The organism is Mesobacillus campisalis, from assembly GCF_000986785.1.
Taxonomy (GTDB): Bacteria; Bacillota; Bacilli; order Bacillales; family Cytobacillaceae; genus Mesobacillus_B; species Mesobacillus_B campisalis.
On record NZ_LAYY01000003.1, the window covers coordinates 140429 to 157694 of the forward strand.

17 protein-coding genes are annotated in these 17266 nt (G+C 48.4%); 3 read left to right on the plus strand and 14 right to left on the minus strand.

What is annotated here, in order from left to right:
• Nucleotides 1-1371 carry a sensor histidine kinase gene (locus tag WQ57_RS03910; RefSeq protein WP_046522417.1) on the minus strand — a complete coding sequence of 457 codons (1371 nt, stop codon included), beginning with the start codon at nucleotides 1369-1371 and terminating at the stop codon, nucleotides 1-3.
• Entirely contained in the window at nucleotides 1349-2074 is a 726-nt protein-coding gene (locus WQ57_RS03915) for a response regulator transcription factor (RefSeq protein WP_046522418.1), read from the minus strand. The genes WQ57_RS03910 and WQ57_RS03915 overlap by 23 nt, the downstream gene beginning before the upstream one ends.
• 434 nt (nucleotides 2075-2508) lie before the next feature.
• Between WQ57_RS03915 and WQ57_RS26940 the strand changes: the two genes are divergently transcribed.
• The gene (locus WQ57_RS26940) at nucleotides 2509-2655 is read left to right on the plus strand and encodes a hypothetical protein (protein WP_173427529.1); all 147 of its coding nucleotides are present in this window, start codon (nucleotides 2509-2511) and stop codon (nucleotides 2653-2655) included.
• A 57-nt stretch (nucleotides 2656-2712) separates the two neighbouring features.
• Here WQ57_RS26940 and WQ57_RS03920 read toward each other — a convergent pair whose 3' ends face one another.
• Nucleotides 2713-2934 carry a hypothetical protein gene (locus WQ57_RS03920; protein ID WP_046522419.1) on the minus strand — a complete coding sequence of 74 codons (222 nt, stop codon included), beginning with the start codon at nucleotides 2932-2934 and terminating at the stop codon, nucleotides 2713-2715.
• 88 nt (nucleotides 2935-3022) lie between these two features.
• The gene (locus tag WQ57_RS03925; RefSeq protein ID WP_064537332.1) at nucleotides 3023-4057 is read right to left on the minus strand and encodes a ThiF family adenylyltransferase; all 1035 of its coding nucleotides are present in this window, start codon (nucleotides 4055-4057) and stop codon (nucleotides 3023-3025) included.
• A gap of 139 nt (nucleotides 4058-4196) precedes the next feature.
• On the opposite strand from WQ57_RS03925, the gene WQ57_RS03930 reads away from it, so the two are divergent.
• A complete protein-coding gene (locus WQ57_RS03930; protein ID WP_046522420.1) occupies nucleotides 4197-6035 on the plus strand; it encodes an aldehyde ferredoxin oxidoreductase family protein in 1839 nt (612 codons plus the stop codon).
• A gap of 415 nt (nucleotides 6036-6450) precedes the next feature.
• Here WQ57_RS03930 and WQ57_RS03935 read toward each other — a convergent pair whose 3' ends face one another.
• Together WQ57_RS03935 and WQ57_RS03940 are read right to left on the minus strand one after the other, a co-directional pair.
• Entirely contained in the window at nucleotides 6451-6723 is a 273-nt protein-coding gene (locus tag WQ57_RS03935) for a MoaD-like domain-containing protein (RefSeq protein ID WP_046522421.1), read from the minus strand.
• Between the two features lie 2 nt (nucleotides 6724-6725).
• A complete protein-coding gene (locus tag WQ57_RS03940; RefSeq protein WP_046522422.1) occupies nucleotides 6726-6998 on the minus strand; it encodes a ubiquitin-like small modifier protein 1 in 273 nt (90 codons plus the stop codon).
• Between the two features lie 164 nt (nucleotides 6999-7162).
• On the opposite strand from WQ57_RS03940, the gene WQ57_RS03945 reads away from it, so the two are divergent.
• Nucleotides 7163-8302, plus strand: coding sequence for a zinc-dependent alcohol dehydrogenase (locus WQ57_RS03945; RefSeq protein ID WP_046522423.1), 1140 nt, complete (start codon nucleotides 7163-7165; stop codon nucleotides 8300-8302).
• Between the two features lie 28 nt (nucleotides 8303-8330).
• Here the strand turns inward: WQ57_RS03945 and WQ57_RS03950 are convergent, their stop codons facing one another.
• The 8 genes from WQ57_RS03950 to WQ57_RS03985 form a co-directional block, all read right to left on the minus strand.
• Nucleotides 8331-9317, minus strand: a complete 987-nt coding sequence (locus tag WQ57_RS03950; RefSeq protein ID WP_046522516.1) for a Gfo/Idh/MocA family protein — start codon at nucleotides 9315-9317, stop codon at nucleotides 8331-8333.
• Between the two features lie 71 nt (nucleotides 9318-9388).
• Nucleotides 9389-9973 (minus strand): PepSY domain-containing protein, encoded by a 585-nt coding sequence (locus tag WQ57_RS03955; protein ID WP_046522424.1) that lies wholly within the window; start codon nucleotides 9971-9973, stop codon nucleotides 9389-9391.
• A gap of 100 nt (nucleotides 9974-10073) precedes the next feature.
• Nucleotides 10074-10658, minus strand: a complete 585-nt coding sequence (locus WQ57_RS03960) for a PepSY domain-containing protein (RefSeq protein WP_084820146.1) — start codon at nucleotides 10656-10658, stop codon at nucleotides 10074-10076.
• Between the two features lie 50 nt (nucleotides 10659-10708).
• The gene (locus WQ57_RS03965) at nucleotides 10709-12070 is read right to left on the minus strand and encodes a sensor histidine kinase (RefSeq protein WP_046522425.1); all 1362 of its coding nucleotides are present in this window, start codon (nucleotides 12068-12070) and stop codon (nucleotides 10709-10711) included.
• The gene (locus WQ57_RS03970; protein ID WP_046522426.1) at nucleotides 12067-12768 is read right to left on the minus strand and encodes a response regulator transcription factor; all 702 of its coding nucleotides are present in this window, start codon (nucleotides 12766-12768) and stop codon (nucleotides 12067-12069) included. Before WQ57_RS03970 ends, WQ57_RS03965 begins: the two co-directional genes overlap by 4 nt.
• A 94-nt stretch (nucleotides 12769-12862) precedes the next feature.
• Complete coding sequence (locus tag WQ57_RS03975; protein WP_046522427.1) at nucleotides 12863-14344, minus strand: SLC13 family permease; 1482 nt, start codon at nucleotides 14342-14344, stop codon at nucleotides 12863-12865.
• Nucleotides 14341-15519 carry a glycerate kinase family protein gene (locus WQ57_RS03980; RefSeq protein ID WP_046522428.1) on the minus strand — a complete coding sequence of 393 codons (1179 nt, stop codon included), beginning with the start codon at nucleotides 15517-15519 and terminating at the stop codon, nucleotides 14341-14343. Before WQ57_RS03980 ends, WQ57_RS03975 begins: the two co-directional genes overlap by 4 nt.
• Nucleotides 15520-15900: 381 nt before the next feature.
• Nucleotides 15901-17166, minus strand: coding sequence for a YeeE/YedE family protein (locus WQ57_RS03985; protein WP_046522429.1), 1266 nt, complete (start codon nucleotides 17164-17166; stop codon nucleotides 15901-15903).
• Between the last annotated feature and the right edge of the window lie 100 nt (nucleotides 17167-17266).

A 17266-nucleotide genomic window follows, 5' to 3' on the forward strand; every position in this document is an offset into this window, starting at 1 on the left:
TCATGCACTGGCTGGAAATAATATTTTGAAAGTGGTTCCCTTGCCGATTTCACTTTCCACGTGGATACTTCCTTTATGCGCCTCGACAAGTGCCTTAACGATGGACAGGCCGATGCCGACTCCGCCTGTTTTGCGGTCACGGGATTTATCGCCGCGGTAAAAACGCTCAAAAATATGCGGCAAATCCTTTTCGGCTATGCCAATGCCCTCATCTTCAACCAGGAAACCGGCCATCCTCCCCTCCTGGACGGCGGAAACTCTCACCTTCCGTTTTTCAGGGCTGTATTTTAAAGCATTATTGATCACATTGGTGAGGATCTGGACAATTTTGTCACGGTCTCCGTGAAACACCATCGGCGAGCTGGGCGGAACCACCTCCAGCTCGACGTCCTTTTCCCTGAAAACAGGGAAAAGCAATTCCTTCATGGACCCCAGCAGCTCCCCTGCCTCAAGTTCGATTTTATCAAGCCTGATTTGCGGATTTTCGGCCGCCAGCAATTTCTCAAGTTCATTCACCAGCCTGACCAGCCGCATCATTTCGTTATGGCTCTGTTTCAGCCGCTCGGGAGTCGGCTCCCAGATTCCATCCTGGAAGGCCTCAATCTGGCTTCGCAATGTGGCAAGCGGCGTGCGAAGCTCATGGGCCAGATCTCCGGTGAATTCCTTGCGCAGACGCTCCTCTTTTTCAAGCGACATTGAAAGGTCATTAAAAGCGATGCCCAGGCGCTTCATCTCCAGCGACAGGTCGTCGAGCGGAACCCTGACACCTTTTTTCCGTTTTGTCAGCTCCTCGACTGCCACAGACAGGCTGTTCAGGCCGGCCGTGAGCCGCTTGGAAAACAGCATGCTGAAGAACAGCGCCAAAAGGACTGTTACGGCAACAGCAGTAAGCAGGTACTTTTTTATTGTCTGAAGGAACACATATTCACTGTCGATAAACCCTTTTGGATAATAGACCTTTAAGACGGCGAGCGTCCGGCCTTCAAGCTTGATCGGCTCCGTGGCCGTCAGCCAGCTGTCTTCCAGGTAAGGATTATTCCTCATTCCCAGCCCTTCCATGATTCCTCTTATCGAGGTGGAATCCATCAGCAGAATTTCATTTGGGGTATACAGCTTATAATACAGGCTGTCTGTCATTGCCTGTTCATAAAAAAGCTGTGATACCCGTTCCCCTGTAAAAGCACCGCGCTCCTTGTATTCCAGCTTTAATGCATTCACAAGCTGGCTGACTCTTTGGGTCCTGTTTTCATTGATATAATGGTTGAAGCTCGCTTCAAATCCCCATTGGAGACTAAAACTGACAGCCATGATACCCGTCAGGGACACAAGCAATAGGTAAAAAAGGATTTTAGAACGCAGCGTTTTCAGCATCCGGGGCTCCTCCAAACTTATAGCCCATGCCAAAAACCGTCAGGATATATTTCGGTTCCCGGGCATCACACTCGATTTTCTTCCGCAGGTTCTTGATATGAGTGTCAATGCTGCGTTCATAGCCTTCATAGGCAAATCCGTCCTCCTGGATCTTATCCAGCAAATCCATCCGGCTGTACACGCGGCCGGGATTTTTCGCCATATTGGACAGAAGCCTGTATTCAATCGGAGTCACACTGATGGAATTTCCATGTGCGGCAACCTCTTTTTTATACAGATCAATCACCAGTTCATGGTTATTAAAGCTTAGCTGATTCGTCTGTACAGCAGGAGCGGCCCTTTTTGAACGCCTTAAAATCGCCTGGATCCTGACGATGACCTCCCGCGGAGAGAACGGCTTGGTTACATAGTCATCGGCTCCCATCATGATTCCGCTTATTTTTTCTTCTTCCCCCGATTTCGCTGTCAGCATCAGGATTGGCACATCGGATTCCTTGCGAAGCAGCCTGCAGATATCCTCGCCCGATATGTCCGGAAGCATCAAATCGAGCACAATCAAATCCGGTTTCACGCTGTCGGCCTTTCTCAAGGCATCGACACCATTATCCGAAGTCACAACCTCAAAGCCATCCTTCCGCAAATAAGCCTCCAGCACTTCTGTTATCATTCGCTCGTCATCCACCAGCAGAATTTTTTGGCTCATCGCCCTCTCTCCTTCTACCCAAAATCAATCTTCACAACTTCCACATAACTTCTTCATACCATCCTCATACCTACTTATTATTATAAAGACAAGAAGACAGCAGAACGTTGGCGAATAAGGACAAATTGGCAATTCTGCGCTGGCAAGCTGTTTCACATTCTAACACTGTATCTGTTATTAATAGGGATCCGGAAAAATCCCTGGCTGAAAATCGGCAAACTTCAAGGACTCCCGATTTTCGATGATGTTCAAAGTGAAATGCTCTTGGCTTTAAATGTTTTACAAACTTCCCTTTTTTAACAACTGGTTTTGCTGGGCAAAACCTCCCTTATCCATAGGCTGGCTGATGCCAGCCTCTTTTTTTTGCTTAAGGTACAAATAAAACGCCTCCCTCTAGGCAAAATAAGGACGATAAAAACTAGAGGAGGCTTCGTATGACTAAAAAATTCAACAAAGGCAGCCGAAACCAAAATTCTCCCCAGGCCGGGCACCAGATGGCCGAAACACTCGACGGGCCAGCAACTGGAGACAACAGCAAGGGGAATAAAAGAAACAAGGACCAGAACGATAAAACGGATTAATCAAAAAAGGTTCGGAATGTCATCATTCCGAACCTTTCATGTCTATATACTGAAGAACTATTCTTTATCTTTATTGACTTTTATTGCAGGTGTGTTATTCCCGCCATAAATCGGTGAGTTGCTAACATTCCCGCCGTCGCCGTAAAAATCGTCCTGGATCTGCCTATTCGCTTCATCAGCTTCTGTATCCATGCTGCTGATTGTGTTCTCGATGCGGCGGCGCTCTTTGGAGTTCTGGCCTGGTTGAATATTAACTTGGGAAGTATCTTTATCAGCCATTGTGAATCCTCCTGTCCTTGGATTGTTCTACACTAATTTCCCCTAATTAAATGGAAATAAACTCACCACTTCAGACTGAAGGCAGAGGCTAATTACCCGAATACCGTGCATAATAATTCTTCGCCTCGACCACATCTTCCACCCCATGAACGAGCAGACGGCCGTCCTTAAAAAAGACCATCGTCACCTTATCGTCCGGCGCAAAACGGAGCAAAAATGGATTAGCCATCACCTTGCCGCTGCTCTTCAACTTTTTGGCCAAGTTCTCCAAATCAAACGTTTCAACCTGGCGGGGATTGATTTGAACCGTATCGCGTCCGCAAAGCACGGCGTAGACAGTCTGCCGGCTTGAAGAACGGTCAAGAAACTCAAACTGATGGTGCACGCAGGCTGGACACTCCGGATTCCTGCCCCCTGAAATATCCATCTGCATGGAAGACGGATACCAGATATCCATTTGCTCCAAATTCGGATTATGATCGGCACCAACCAGCAGCTTCAATGCCTCGATGGCCTCAAAGGAGCCGATAATATCCGTAATCGGCGACAAAACACCAATCGTATCGCAGGTTTCGCCAAGGCCTGCGGGAACCTCAGGAAACAAACATCGATAGCACGGCGTCTTCCCGGGTATAATGACAGCAAACATGCCCCTGGATGACACAGCGCCTCCATACACCCAGGGAATTCCTAATTTGACTGCAACATCATTGATCAAGTAACGTGTCGAAAAATTGTCCGTTCCATCGATAATCACATCGAAGCCTGACAATAATTCTTCTGCATTGTCCAAATTGAGGTCAGCAATGACAGGATCGATTTTTACTGTTGAATTGATTTTCCTCAACTTCCTCTCCGCCGCAATTACTTTTGGCAAGTGCCCTGCCGCATCCTCCTCATCATAGAGCGACTGGCGCTGCAGGTTCGACAGCTCCACAAGGTCCCTGTCAATCACTCTTACAAATCCTACTCCTGAGCGAATAAGGTGGTTGGCGATGACAGTCCCAAGCGCCCCCATGCCCACCACAGCCGCCCTGCTGTCCAGAAGTTTTTTTTGCCCTTCTTCCCCAATCGGTTTAAACAGAATCTGACGTGAATAACGCTCCATTTCTTTCACGGACATCCCCTCTTTTCTATTAAATTATAAAAAAAACAAAAAATTATTTCGAGTATTAAAAAAATTAAAGGAATTTTAGGGTGCGACAGCTAATTTATTAAAGATGAGAGCATTTTATCCAAAATGAAAGAGGTGGCGAAAAACGATGAATCTTGGCGGTTTCATGAACAAGGAAGTTGTCGTCGATTTGACAAGCGGCACAGTTGATTACAGGGAAATCAACGAAGCAGATGCCAGAAAGTATATTGGCGCCCGCGGGCTTGGGGTTAAATACCTATTGGATAACGGACCGGAAGTTGAGCCATTTTCGGAAGAAAATATTTTATGTTTCATGACAGGCCCTGTCACCGGCTCCCGCAGTTCCATGAGCGGGCGGATGGCCGTTGTCACGAAATCCCCGCTGACACACACGGCGACTGATTCCCATATTGGCGGTTGGACGGCGGCACGCCTGAAGTGGGCGGGGGTCGATAATGTCATTGTTAAAGGTAAGAGCGACAAGCCCGTCTATCTCTACATCGAAGGCGGCCAGGCCGAGTTGCGCGACGCTTCCCATCTTTGGGGCAAAGGAACAAGGGAAACGGTTCAGCTCATGAAGGATGAGCATGGCGAAGAAAATCTGAGCGTTATCACGATTGGCCAGGCAGGCGAAAACACCGTCCGCTTTGCCGCTTTCATCAATGAACATGACCGTGCGGCAGGACGCGGCGGAACTGCCGCTGTGGCCGGCCACAAAAAGCTGAAGGCCGTGGTCATCAAAGCAGCGCAAAAAGGAAACATGCCCGTTCCAAAGCTGAAGGACGAATATACACAGGCCAACAAAAAAGCTGTAAAAGCGATACTTGAAGGCGGGCTGACGGCTCCCAACAAAGGCGGACTGTCCGTATACGGAACCAATGTCCTCACCAACCTGATCAATGAAGTCGGTGCACTGCCAACGAAAAACTCCCAGTACACTCATTGGGACCAGGCTGAGAAGCACAGCGGCGAATATGTCAACAAGCATCTTCTTGTTGCTAATAATACATGCCATGCCTGTCCGGTTGGATGCAAAATTGAAGTTGAAGTAAAAGACGGACAGTACAAGACGCGGGTTGAAAGCTTTGAGTTCGAATCTTCCTGGTCGCTGGGCTCCAACTGCATGCTGAGTGATGCAGAAGCCATCGCCTACCTGATCGACCGCTGCAATGAATATGGATTGGATACGATCGAACTTGGCCACGCGTTCTCGGTGTCAATGGAAGCTTATGAAAAAGGAATCATTTCCGAAGAACTGAACTGGGGCGATGCCGAGGCAATGGTCGAGCTGACGCGCAAGATTGCCCACCGTGAAGGCTTTGGCGGCATCCTTGCCGAAGGCCCGGCACGTGCAACGGCCGAGTGGGGCGCACCTGAGCTTTCCATGTCGGTCAAAGGCCAGTCCATCCCTGCCTATGACCCTCGCGGAATTCAGGGAATCGGACTTGGCTATGCGACAAGCAACCGCGGTGCATGCCATTTGCGAGGCTACACGGTAGCAAGTGAAATCGCCGGCATTCCGGAGCCGACTGACCGCCTGAAGCCGGAAGGCAAAGGCGAGCTTCTGAAAATATTCCAGGATATGCTTGCATTCGGTGATTCCATGGACATCTGTAAGTTCTCCTCCTTCTCGGAAAATGCTGAGCATTATGCCGAGCAATACAGCGCAATGACAGGCATTCCGATGACAGCTGAGGATGTCATGCTTGCCGGAGAGCGGATTTACAATCTTGAGCGCTACTACAATAACCTTGCCGGCTTCGACAAACGCGAGGACGATTTCCTGCCGAAGCGCTTCACCGAAGAGCCTGCAAGCGGAAACAGTGCCGGATCCGTCAGCCGCATGGATATTATGCTGGAAGAATACTACCAGGTCCGCGGCTGGAAAGATGGAGTGGTACCAGCCGAAAAGCTGCGGGAGCTTGGCATTCTTGCTGAAGAAACAGGTGCTCCTGAACAGGTATAAGTTTTTGAATAGAAAAAACTGGGTTATTTTTATAGAATCAAGTGATAAGCACGTAAATTGGAGCAGCAAAACTGCTTGGAGCCATGTGGCTTCCAAGCAGTTTTTTGTGCTTTTTAGAAATGGACCGTTGATTCTACTGAGTTTGAAACATAAACGGAAAAATTCCGCTTAAATTAGGAAATACCATCATTTCCCGTAATATAAGGGGAGTTTTTCCGTTTAAATAAAAAATTCCCTTATATTTAGTCCTTTTTAGAGAGGGTAACCGGAAAATATCCGCTTATTTATGCTTCTTTAGCCCCTTCCATATGCATTAACCGGAATTTCTCCGCCTATGAATTTCTGGCTTCACGAAAAATCAACAAAGAATAACAGACTCTCTGCTAGTCAAAACTGAACCCGCTGAATTTTTGGTTTACCCGCCAATCCGCGTTGTTTTGTAGCGATATTTTACAATGAGTTCCTCCAGCATGTCCTCATTTTCCGCCTTGAAGCGGATTTGGACGGCATTCACCTTAAATGCCGGTGTAAAAGAGATTTCCTCCTCCGCGATAATCTCTCCGCGCCATCCTTCCCCTTCATAAATAAGTGGCAGCCTTTCTGTGACTTGTTCTCCTCCGAGCTCCTGGAAATACATGCCGAGATGGCTGAGATTGATTCCGCGGAACTCCAGTTCACGACTCACCATCTTTAGCCCCCTGCCACCGGCGGAAACAGGGCAAACTGGTCACTCTCATTCACCCTCGTCTGCAGGTCCTCCATGTGGATAATGTTCTTGCCATTCACATACACATGGACAAACGGTTTCAGCCTTTTTTCCGCCGTGAATATTTCCTCTTCGATATCCGGAAACATTTCGACCATTTTATTCAGAATATCCATGACCGTGTCGCCATCAGGTATGACCTCTACCTGGACACCGCCGCAAATTTCGCGAAGATTCGCAAACACCCTTACTTGCATGCTCCCGCCCCCTTGCCTTTTCTTTTAATCTTAAAATGAAAACGCTGCTTTGTCACTTTCCTCTTCCTTTTATTCTCATAAAAATATAAATCCTCTTTTTTACAAACATACATAAAGAAATTAAGGGTAATAGAAAAACACTTACATTCTAAGGAGGGAACTATGTGAAGGCAGTAACTTTTCAAGGCGCAAAGGACATACAGGTAAAAAATGTCGAAGACCCGAAGATTGAAAAAAACGATGATATTATCATCAGGGTTACCTCTACGGCCATTTGCGGATCCGACCTGCATATCTACCAGGGAGCTCTTCCAACACATCCTGGGTATGTGATCGGCCATGAGCCAATGGGGATTGTTGAGCATGTGGGTTCCGAAGTGACCAAAGTGAAGAAAGGCGACCGCGTGGTTATTCCTTTTACAGTAGGATGCGGCCAGTGTTTCTATTGTGAGCACGATATGGGGAGCCAGTGTGATAATTCAAACCCGAACGATATGGTCGATTCCGGCGGCTACCTTGGCTTTACAGAGCGTTATGGAAACTATCCTGGAGGACAGGCTGAACTGCTAAGGGTCCCTTATGGAAACTTCATGCCTCTGAAGATTCCGGAATCAGCCGAACTTCCTGATGAATCGTTGCTGTTCATCTCTGATGTTCTGCCGACATCCTATTGGAGTGTCGAGAATGCCGGTGTAAAGCCAGGCGATACCGTTGTCGTACTTGGCTGTGGTCCTGTCGGTTTGATGACCCAAAAATTCGCATGGCTGAAGGGCGCCAAGCGGGTGATCGCGGTTGACAATGTCCCATACCGTCTTGAGCATGCAAAACGGACCAATAATGTGGAAACCTATAATTTTGACGAATATGATAATATGGGATCCTATCTTCGTGAAATTACCCGTGGCGGTGCGGACGTCGTGATCGACTGCGTCGGCATGGACGGGGAAAAATCAGTGGCGGAAAAGGTCCAGCAAAAGCTGAAGCTTCAGGGAGGCACTATAAGTGCCATTAAGATTGGGAAGGAAGCTGTTCGGAAATTTGGTACCATCCAGCTTACAGGAGTATATGGGTCGGTTTACAATATGTTCCCGCTTGGAGACATTTTTGAGCGTAATATCACCGTGAAAATGGGACAGGCCCCTGCCGTCAACCTGATGTCAAAGATGTACGAATATGTTGTGAATGGCGATATTGATCCAACCGACATCATCACCCACAAAGTTCCGCTCGACCAGGCTAGTAAAGCCTATCAGGTATTTAACGATCATGAAGACAATGTGATTAAGGTCATTTTGAAGCCATAAGCAAAAACGCCCCACGAGGGGCGTTTTTTTATTTGGAGTCGGCGGGATAAACAACACCCATCTGCCGGCGGCATTCATCAATGATTTCCATTGTCAGCAGCGAGTTCTCATGAGAGTTCACCCCGGATTCCAGCTGGTTGTTTTTAATGAGCGATATGAATTCTTCCACCTCGTAAAACATCGGCTTGCGATCCTGCTGCTGTGTCAGGTCCTCGGGTGCTTTTCCTCGAAGAGTAAGGGTCACCTGTTCCGGAACATTTACCTTGTCGGCCGAAATATTGCCGTTTTCACCCTGAATTTCGAACGGCAGCGAGGAGTCGGTAATTTTCGAAAACATAACCACTGCCTCCATCTCCTTATACCCAAGAAGGATGCTGCCTTCTCCGTCAACACCTGTTTCAAGGATGATACCCGATGCCTGGATGCGGTCCGGCCTCCCAAACAAAACAACAAGCGGATACACACAGTAGGTGCCTATGTCCATCAGCGAGCCGTTGGAAAATTCCGGCTTGAACGCATTAAGCACATTCCCTTCCTTATAGGCATCATACCGGGAGGAATATTGGCAATAGCTTGCGAAGTAGCGCCTCACCTTTCCTATCATGGGCAGCTGGTCGGCAATCACCCGGAAGTTCGGCACAAGTGTCGATTTCATCGCTTCCATTAACACTACTCCATGTTTTTTGGCTGCTGATGTCATTTGCCTGACTTCCGCAGCATTGGAGGCCAGCGGCTTTTCGCATAAAACATGCTTGCCATTTTCAAGAAAGGTGACCGCCTGGCGTGCATGGAAGGAGTTCGGGGAGGCAATGTAGACAGCATCAATTTCACTGCTCTGTGCCATCTGCTCCAGGCTGGTAAAAATTCTTTCCACCCCGATCTCCCCGGCAAATTCACGGGCTTTTTCCTCCGTGCGGGAATAGACCGCTGCAAGGTTGAAATCACGATGCTCTTTTGCTGCCTCAATAAATTGTTTTGTAATCCAGTTGGTGCCTACTATTCCAAAGCGAATCAACATGCTTCCTCCTCAATCTGTCCCTTTGCTCCGCCTCTTGGCAGAGGCACAGGGACGTGCTAGTTTAGAAACTAATCATCATCCCGGTCAATTTCCTTTTCGAGAATCTTTCCGGTCTTTGCATCGATTTTATACTCATATTCATGGGTGCCGTCCTTGATTTCAATTTCATAGACACCATCATCAAGTTCCAGGTCCTCGACCTTTCCACGCGATTCCTTTGTGGCGATTTCAATGGCTTTTTCAGAGGAAAGGTAGGATGGTCCCGAAGCTTTGTCTTTGTTTTTGGAAGGTGATGCAGCAGCGTCGGCCTCCATGTTCACCTGTCCATTTCCCCGGTCATCATCCATATCTACCTTTAGCACTTCACCCGTTACGGCATCCACGTCAACATCAAGATCGTCATCTCCGTTTTCGCTGCGAAGCTCAATTTCATAAATCAGTTTTCCATCGTTCTTTTCCAGTTCTATGCTCTCAACTGTGCCGCCTGCTTTCCCAATAGCAATCTCCTCAGCTTCATTCATGGAAATGATTTTCCTGTCTTCTCTCACGCCCTGGCTTTCCACCTTGCCATTGTCATTAAACGCACTTGCCCCAACAGCTCCTCCCAACAGCACCAAACCTGCACTCGCAACAATTAACACTTTTCGTTTCATTTTGTCTGCCTCCTTTATCGATCTACCTATAATATATCCTTCGAATATGAGGCTTTCCTGACAGGAAAATGAGAAATTGGTGAGAGAAGCATTAGCATCTCTAATCATCCCATGTAAAAGTGTCTACTTCTCCTGAGATGGCATTGACGTGGACCGTTACTTCCCTGCCATCTCCAGTTTCTATTTCCACAAGGTAAAAAGAAATCCCGTTATATTGTTCCAATTCGATATCGTCGATTTCTCCGCCGAAACGTTCCAGGGCAATGGAAGCTGCCTCTACTTGCGTAATCTGGTTGGCAGGACTCTTTGATGGCGGTTCATTATTTGGCGGCTCGGAAGCATCAGGTGTATTTTCCGGCTGAGGTGTCTTTTCAGGTTCTTGCTCGCTTCTTTCCGGCTGGGGTGGGGTGTGCTCTTCCGTCTGCTTCATGCTCGCAATCTCCCCGGTTATCGAATCAATTTCTACCTTGTATATCCCTGTATCATTCTTAATGGCAATCAGATATCTATCTTGCTGTTTGCTCAAATCCACAATCTCTCCTGGATACAGTTCCTTCACCTTCGTTGCCGCTTCGGCTTCTGTCAGCGGCTCGGCAGAAGTCATATGCTTCGACAGCTGCCATCCCCCAACAGTAAGGATAACAACAACTGCTGCAGCGATCCCCGCCATTTTCATGTTCATCATGTTCACCTCAGTGATTTACTTAGTTACCATCCCCTAGAGAAAAGGGGAAATTAATAAGAAGTCGTCCCTGGAAAGATGATCCTTGCCGTGGTTCCTTCCGATTCCACACTTTCAATCTGAATATCAGCATCCATGGCTTCGCCAATCTCTTTTGCAAGTGACAGCCCGAGCCCAAATCCGCCGGTTTTTTTTCTGGTGCGAGCTTTATCCACCCTGTAAAAACGGTCAAATATTTTCTCCAAGTCATCCGCCGGTATCCCGATCCCGCGGTCGGCAATCTCAATAACGGCGCCATCCGAAAAGGTTTTGATATTCACTGTGATTACATCTTCACTATATTTCCGGGCATTGTCCATCAGGATATAAAACAGCTGCCTGAACATTTGCTGATCCGTCCTGACCACGGGTCTATCCTGGATGTTCAGTTCAATAGACCGGTTATAGGCTTTCTGAAAAGAGCTGACTAATGCTTCTGTAATGCTGGCCAGATTTACATTCTCCATGGTTACCTGCCACTGGTCTTCGTGTTTGGCAAGCTGAAGCAGCTGCTGTGTCAAATCCCTCATCCGGATGGCCTCGGAATGAATCGCTTCCACAGCCTCATCAAACAACTCAGGCTGCTGTCTTCCTCTTCTTTTTAAAAGGGAAGCATACGATTCGATAACGGTGAGAGGTGTTTTCAGTTCGTGCGAAGCATTCGAGATGAACTGCCCCTGCTTTTCATAATTGACTTCGAGGAGATGCATCATTTTATTAAAAGTCTCTGCCATTTGATAGAGTTCATCCTTCGACTTTTTCGGAAGGGGAATCCGCTTAAATTGGCCGCTCTCGCGAATCTCCTTCATGGTGTTGATCATCGAGGCAATTGGCCTAATGATAAAATTACTAAGCAGCGCAGAGGACAGAAGCACTGGTATGGTCGCCAGCACCGTAACGAGAATCAAGACTAGCCTGAGACTCCGCAGCATTTCCGCTGTTTGAGCAAGGTTGCCCGTCGCCTGCAGATCAGCCATCCCGCCATTGTTCAAGATAATGGGGATCGAAACAAATGCGTAAGGAGTCCCGTTATGCTCCCTGATTTCTCTCACTTCTTTTTGGTAAAAGTCCACTGGAAGGTGGTGCAGACTTAACAGGTTCGGATCTGCTGCGGCAGCGCCAGGATTGCCGTCGGCCTTTACAATTTGCAGCATGCCATTAACAGGTACATACGAGCGCAGTACCAGTTCCAGAGATAGATTCCCTTCTGCTTTGTTCAAGCCGTCAATGGCATGCAGCGCTTCTCCGGCCGTCCGCTCCAGTTCACTATTCAGCATCGTACTCCTGAATACCGAATAGATGGAAACATTAATGATAATCAGCAGCACAATAAACATGGCGGCTGTATAAAGGTTGACCCTGTGCCTAAGTTTCATTTTGCCTCCTTTACCACATATCCAACACCGCGGACCGTATGGATGAGCTGGGTCCCATACGGTTTATCGATTTTATTGCGAAGGTAGCGGATATAGACATCTACTACATTCGTATCCCCGTAGTAATCGTAGCCCCATACACTATTCAGCAGCTGTTCCCGGTTCATGACTTGTCTCGGGTGCTTCATCATGTAGGCAAGCAAATCGAATTCACGAGGCGTCAACTCAATATAGTCTTCTCCGCATCTCACTTCACGGGTAGCCTCATTTAAGGATAAAGCGCCGACTGTTACCCAGTCCTGCCCTTCCCCTGCTGGCTCCTGCTTCCTGCTGTTGGTCCGCAGGCAAGCGCGAACACGCGCCAGCAGTTCCTCAATCTGGAAAGGTTTGGTGATATAATCATTGGCGCCAAGGTCCAGTCCAGACACTTTATCCTCGACCGAGTCTTTTGCGGTCAGCATTATCACAGCCGTTTGGTCATCATGGGAACGAATCCGGCGCAGCAGTTCAATCCCGCTGATTCCCGGCAGCATAATATCGAGCAAAATCAAGTCCCACGACTGTTCCTGAAACTGTCTGAACCCATCAAGTCCATCCAGCGCCTTTCCCGTTTCATATCCTTCATACGTCAGCTCCAGCTCCAAGACCCGGGCAATTTTTTCTTCATCCTCAACAATTAAGATTTTCGGCTTATCCATGGTTTCCCCTCATTCATGCTATTATTTACCGTTATTTTAGCATACGCGGGAAATATAGGCAGGTTCTTAACCCTCTGCCCCGGCTCTTACAGGACTAAAGCTGCAGTCCTGTAAACTTCCAGTAGGTAAAGTAGAAAACAACCATCAGCAACAGATAGACTGGCATTAAGATAGTACTTAATTTTAGTAAATCGTTAGCTTCATAGCTAAGATTTTCATCCTCGAAAAAGACAAGTAATGCCTTTGAACTCACCGGGAATGTCAAGCAGTAGTTCATTCCCACCAGGCTTATAAACAAGACAGCCGGAGCGTTCAATCCCAATGTTTCGCTCAAAAGGAGCAGTCCTGGCACCATAACGACAGCCCTTGTCGTATGGGAAGGAATGTATAGATGGGAAGTGACGGAAATCAGGCATAGAATAATAATCGCCAGCCATTCGGGGGGATTTTCCAGCAAGGACAGCGACCCGAATACATGAGCGCTGATCCAATCGACTGCCCCGCTCTCAATCAGGTTGGTCCCCAGTGCGGCAGCTGCCGCGACAAATACAATCAAATTCCAGGAAACCGCCGAGATTCCCTGTTTCCAGGTCAAGATCCCCGCACCAGGCATCATGAGCAGCATGGCCGCCGTCATTGTGACGAAGGCGATATCGTAGCCATGAATCCCTTCCGTCACCCAGAGAAGAACCACCCCTCCAATGAGATACATCGTCTTTTTCTCCATATCGCTGAAGGGAGTTTTTACACTATGCCCTTCCGTTATTTCGGCAGGCTCCTCTGCTGTTATTTTAAATCCCTCTCGGTTTTGGCTTTCTGTGTTTAGGTAGTAAAATCTGATTACGAGCAAGGTAATCAAGCTCGCTGCAATGGCGAATGGTGCTCCCCATGCCAGCCATTGCAAATAGGGGATACTTTCGCCAGTCGACTTCCTGAGCCATTCCACACCAATCAGGTGGGATCCCGCTGCAATCAGGGAAGCCGAAGTGGACATCAGGATGACAGCAGGCACAAGAACAGCCAGGGCGGCCTTTTGCTGTTTGTTTTCTAGCAGGCCCGCCAGATTTTTTACAATCGGAAGCACCATGGCGGCACGGCCGGACGTGGACGGAATGAAAAAAGCCAGCGGCTGCAGGGCGATTACAATATATGAAAATAGTTTATTGGGCGTGTTTGCCCCGCGAAGAATGGCTTTGGTCATTCGTTCCGCCAGCCCCGAGACGCTTACAGACTTGCCAAGAATATAAGCGCCCATCATCAGCCAGACGACCTCGGCCGAAAAGGATTCATACAGCAGGCTCGCCTCTGCTCCCTTCAAAACGACCACAAGGAGCAGCACGGCAAGAGCCACGAATCCAGCCGGAAACTTTGTCCCGATCCACAGAACCATGGACAATCCGAACGCAAGAATGGCGATTTTTCCTTCGTATGGCAGCCCCGGAGTAAAGACAAGGGCAAAAAGGCAAATTGCCAGCAGTGCGACGACAAGCGGCTGAGCATATATTGAACGAGGGTTGGCTTTGCTCGAGGTCCGGGCATTCGCCTGATATCGTTCTAAGCGGCTGTATACATTCATGCCAGCTCCCTCGCGTATTTACGTTCGGCGATTTCGTATCCGATATACACATGGCGGATGGCAGCCTCGGCACAATCAGCAATCCATGCGGCGGCCTGGTCCATCGCCATTTCCAGTGTAGCCGGTTTAGGGATAATGCTCATATAGGCATCAATGCCGCTCCCGTAATTCATTTGGGCGCCTTTTCCAATCGTCCCCGCTATGGCAATGACCGGGACACCCATTTCCTTGGCTACTTTGGCCACCTGGGAAGGGATTTTCCCAAAAGGAGTTTGTTCATCCAGGCACCCCTCCGCCGTCAACACCAAATCGGCACCGCAAATATGCTTTTCGATGTGAATATATTTCATAATGATATCAAAACGTGGATGCAGCGTCGCGCCTGCAAATGCAGCTAGTCCCGCTCCCAGGCCGCCAGAAGCGCCGCTGCCCGGCTCGAAGCGCAAGTCCCTACCAAATTCCGCTCTTATGATAGAGGCGTACCGTTCAAGCCCTTTTGACAAGATATCGACTTCACGGGCGGAAGCCCCCTTCTGCGGACCAAATACCTTTGCAACCCCTTTCGGCCCGCATAAAACGTTATGCCAGTTGCACGCAGCGTCAATGGTTACATCGTTCAGACGGTGGTCCAGCCGTGAAAGGTCGACGCCGTGAACCAGATGAAGATCTCCTCCTCCACAAATATCCATTACCTGGCCAGCCTTATCCAGGAATTGAACCCCGAGAGCCTGGGCCATCCCTGCTCCTCCGTCCGATGTGCCAGAATCTCCGCAGCCAATCAGAATCTTGTCCACATTCAAATCCAGAGCGGCTTTTATTAGTTCACCTACACCGTATGTGGTTGTGTACAAAGGGTTGCGCCTATCCTTCGGAACGAGACGCAGGCCGGCCGCTGCTGCCATTTCGAGCACAGCTGTTACCTTCCCGCCTTCTTCGTATACGCCGAAGTGGCTCATCACACTTTCTCCGACGGGTCCTGTTACTTCTTTTTTAACCAATTTTCCTTTTTTAATCTGCACAATTGCTTTCGTAAAACCCTCTCCGCCATCCATCATCGGTACAGGAACGGTCTCTGCATCCGGAATAAACCGCCTGATGCCTTTTTCCATTGCAAATGCCACCTCGTCAGCACTCACGGATTCCTTAAAGCCAGATGGGATCATCACTATTTTCATTTTACTTCCTCCTCTTTCTCTATGCTTAATCTGAATATACCTCCCGAAAAAGTGAAGACCATGAAAGTAAAATGAGAAAATGATGAGAAATGAAATAAGGCTTCCCATATGCAGTTATCTTCATTGGCGTAGTTTCTTGCATTAGCTTCTATCGTTTTGTGTCAATAAAGGGTATTGGCGCAAGTTTTCACCGTTGGCATCTCGCTTTTTGCGCCAATGAAGGTTTTTGGCGCAAGTTTCCGCCATTTGCTTCTCGTTTTTGTGTTAATGAAGGCTATTGGCGCAAATTTTCAATGTTTGCTTCTCGTTTTTTGTGTTAATGAAGTTTTTTTCAACATCAAAAAAGCCTCCGCAAATCGCGGAGGCTTTTTGTATCTGGTTTTAGCAGACGGAGTCGTTCGGCTTCGGGTTTTTCAAACCAAATAGAGGTCGGATGAACAAGGCCAGGAATGTGCCCAGCATCGCCATCACTGCCCATACCCAGCCATGCAGGCTGAAGGAGGCAATTCCGCCAAAGTATGCACCAATGTTGCAGCCAAATGCTAGACGGGCCCCATAGCCCATCATCAAACCGCCGACAATGGCAGCTCCCGCCACACCAGGATTAATTTTGCCAGGCTTGAACGTTCCCTGGGCAGCCGCCGAAACGAATGCTCCAAGCATAATGCCAAAGTTCATGACACTCGTTGAATCGGCAAGGACCGTATTCGTAAGCGCTGCGCCGTTCGCTCCCGAGAAATAGCCCCAGGTTGAAACATCCACGCCCATCGCCATCATTGCTTTTCCACCCCAAAGGGCAAAGGCGGAGGTGATTCCCCATGGAGTTCCGCGCACGGTGAGCGTCAATGCGTTAAGCAGAGCAAGGACAATCGCGGCGGCAAACAATGGCCAGGCGCCCCTAAATACCTTTTTCCAGCCATTCGTAGTTGGCAGGGGCTTCATCATTGGAGGGTTCTTCTTTTTAGCAATTTGAACCGTAATCCAATAAATCAGGGCAAACAGCCCAAGCTGTACAGCCCATGCACCAAAATAGCCCAAACCTGTCGATTCGGCCAGTGAAAGCGGCGGCAGGGCAGGTGTCTCCTCCATCCAAAACGTAAAGTGGTAAGCGCCGAGAAGTGAACCGGCGATAAAGGAAATCAAAGTCAAGATCATGGAGGAAGATCCTCCGCCTACCGAATAAAGGGTCCCGGAAGCACAGCCATTTCCAAGCTGCATCCCAATTCCAAAAATGAATGCACCAAAAAGGACGCCGACCCCAACTGGTGAAACATAACCTTTCGGCTCAGCACCAGTAAAGCTGAAACCAGTTCCTAAAATGATGGCAAATAATGTGGTCGCGACCGCGAGCATCAGCATATGGGCCTGCAAGCCCTGGACATTTCCCACTGAGACGAGACGCCTGAAAGCGGAAGTGAAACCAAAGCGGGCGTGCAATAGCGTTGCACCGAGCGCCAGGCCAATGATGAACAAAGTTCCCTGGGTCCAGTTGGCAGCCGCCACAATACTAATATATAAAATAATAGACGCCAATACCCCAATGAGGACCAATGGTTTTTGGACGGGCTTCAGCTCGGCAACTACCGTTGTCGATTTATTATCCCAGCCAGGCTGGTTCGGCATATTAGCCGCTGCAGGTTGTGACATCTAACTTCACCTTCTTTTCTTATTAATATAGTCGGAAATATTTATAGTATAGTAATTTAGGATGTTTGTAAACCCACTAAAGAAGAACCTCTCCAGTAAA

What these genes read in the sequence shown, in the direction of transcription:
- WQ57_RS03910 (WP_046522417.1), bottom strand. Translation starts at nt 1,371, where the DNA reads ATGCTGAAAACGCTGCGTTCTAAAATCCTTTTTTACCTATTGCTTGTG.
- WQ57_RS03915 (WP_046522418.1), bottom strand. Translation starts at nt 2,074, where the DNA reads ATGAGCCAAAAAATTCTGCTGGTGGATGACGAGCGAATGATAACAGAA.
- WQ57_RS26940 (WP_173427529.1), top strand. Translation starts at nt 2,509, where the DNA reads ATGACTAAAAAATTCAACAAAGGCAGCCGAAACCAAAATTCTCCCCAG.
- WQ57_RS03920 (WP_046522419.1), bottom strand. Translation starts at nt 2,934, where the DNA reads ATGGCTGATAAAGATACTTCCCAAGTTAATATTCAACCAGGCCAGAAC.
- WQ57_RS03925 (WP_064537332.1), bottom strand. Translation starts at nt 4,057, where the DNA reads ATGTCCGTGAAAGAAATGGAGCGTTATTCACGTCAGATTCTGTTTAAA.
- WQ57_RS03930 (WP_046522420.1), top strand. Translation starts at nt 4,197, where the DNA reads ATGAATCTTGGCGGTTTCATGAACAAGGAAGTTGTCGTCGATTTGACA.
- WQ57_RS03935 (WP_046522421.1), bottom strand. Translation starts at nt 6,723, where the DNA reads ATGGTGAGTCGTGAACTGGAGTTCCGCGGAATCAATCTCAGCCATCTC.
- WQ57_RS03940 (WP_046522422.1), bottom strand. Translation starts at nt 6,998, where the DNA reads ATGCAAGTAAGGGTGTTTGCGAATCTTCGCGAAATTTGCGGCGGTGTC.
- WQ57_RS03955 (WP_046522424.1), bottom strand. Translation starts at nt 9,973, where the DNA reads ATGAAACGAAAAGTGTTAATTGTTGCGAGTGCAGGTTTGGTGCTGTTG.
- WQ57_RS03960 (WP_084820146.1), bottom strand. Translation starts at nt 10,658, where the DNA reads ATGATGAACATGAAAATGGCGGGGATCGCTGCAGCAGTTGTTGTTATC.
- WQ57_RS03965 (WP_046522425.1), bottom strand. Translation starts at nt 12,070, where the DNA reads ATGAAACTTAGGCACAGGGTCAACCTTTATACAGCCGCCATGTTTATT.
- WQ57_RS03970 (WP_046522426.1), bottom strand. Translation starts at nt 12,768, where the DNA reads ATGGATAAGCCGAAAATCTTAATTGTTGAGGATGAAGAAAAAATTGCC.
- WQ57_RS03975 (WP_046522427.1), bottom strand. Translation starts at nt 14,344, where the DNA reads ATGAATGTATACAGCCGCTTAGAACGATATCAGGCGAATGCCCGGACC.
- WQ57_RS03980 (WP_046522428.1), bottom strand. Translation starts at nt 15,519, where the DNA reads ATGAAAATAGTGATGATCCCATCTGGCTTTAAGGAATCCGTGAGTGCT.
- WQ57_RS03985 (WP_046522429.1), bottom strand. Translation starts at nt 17,166, where the DNA reads ATGTCACAACCTGCAGCGGCTAATATGCCGAACCAGCCTGGCTGGGAT.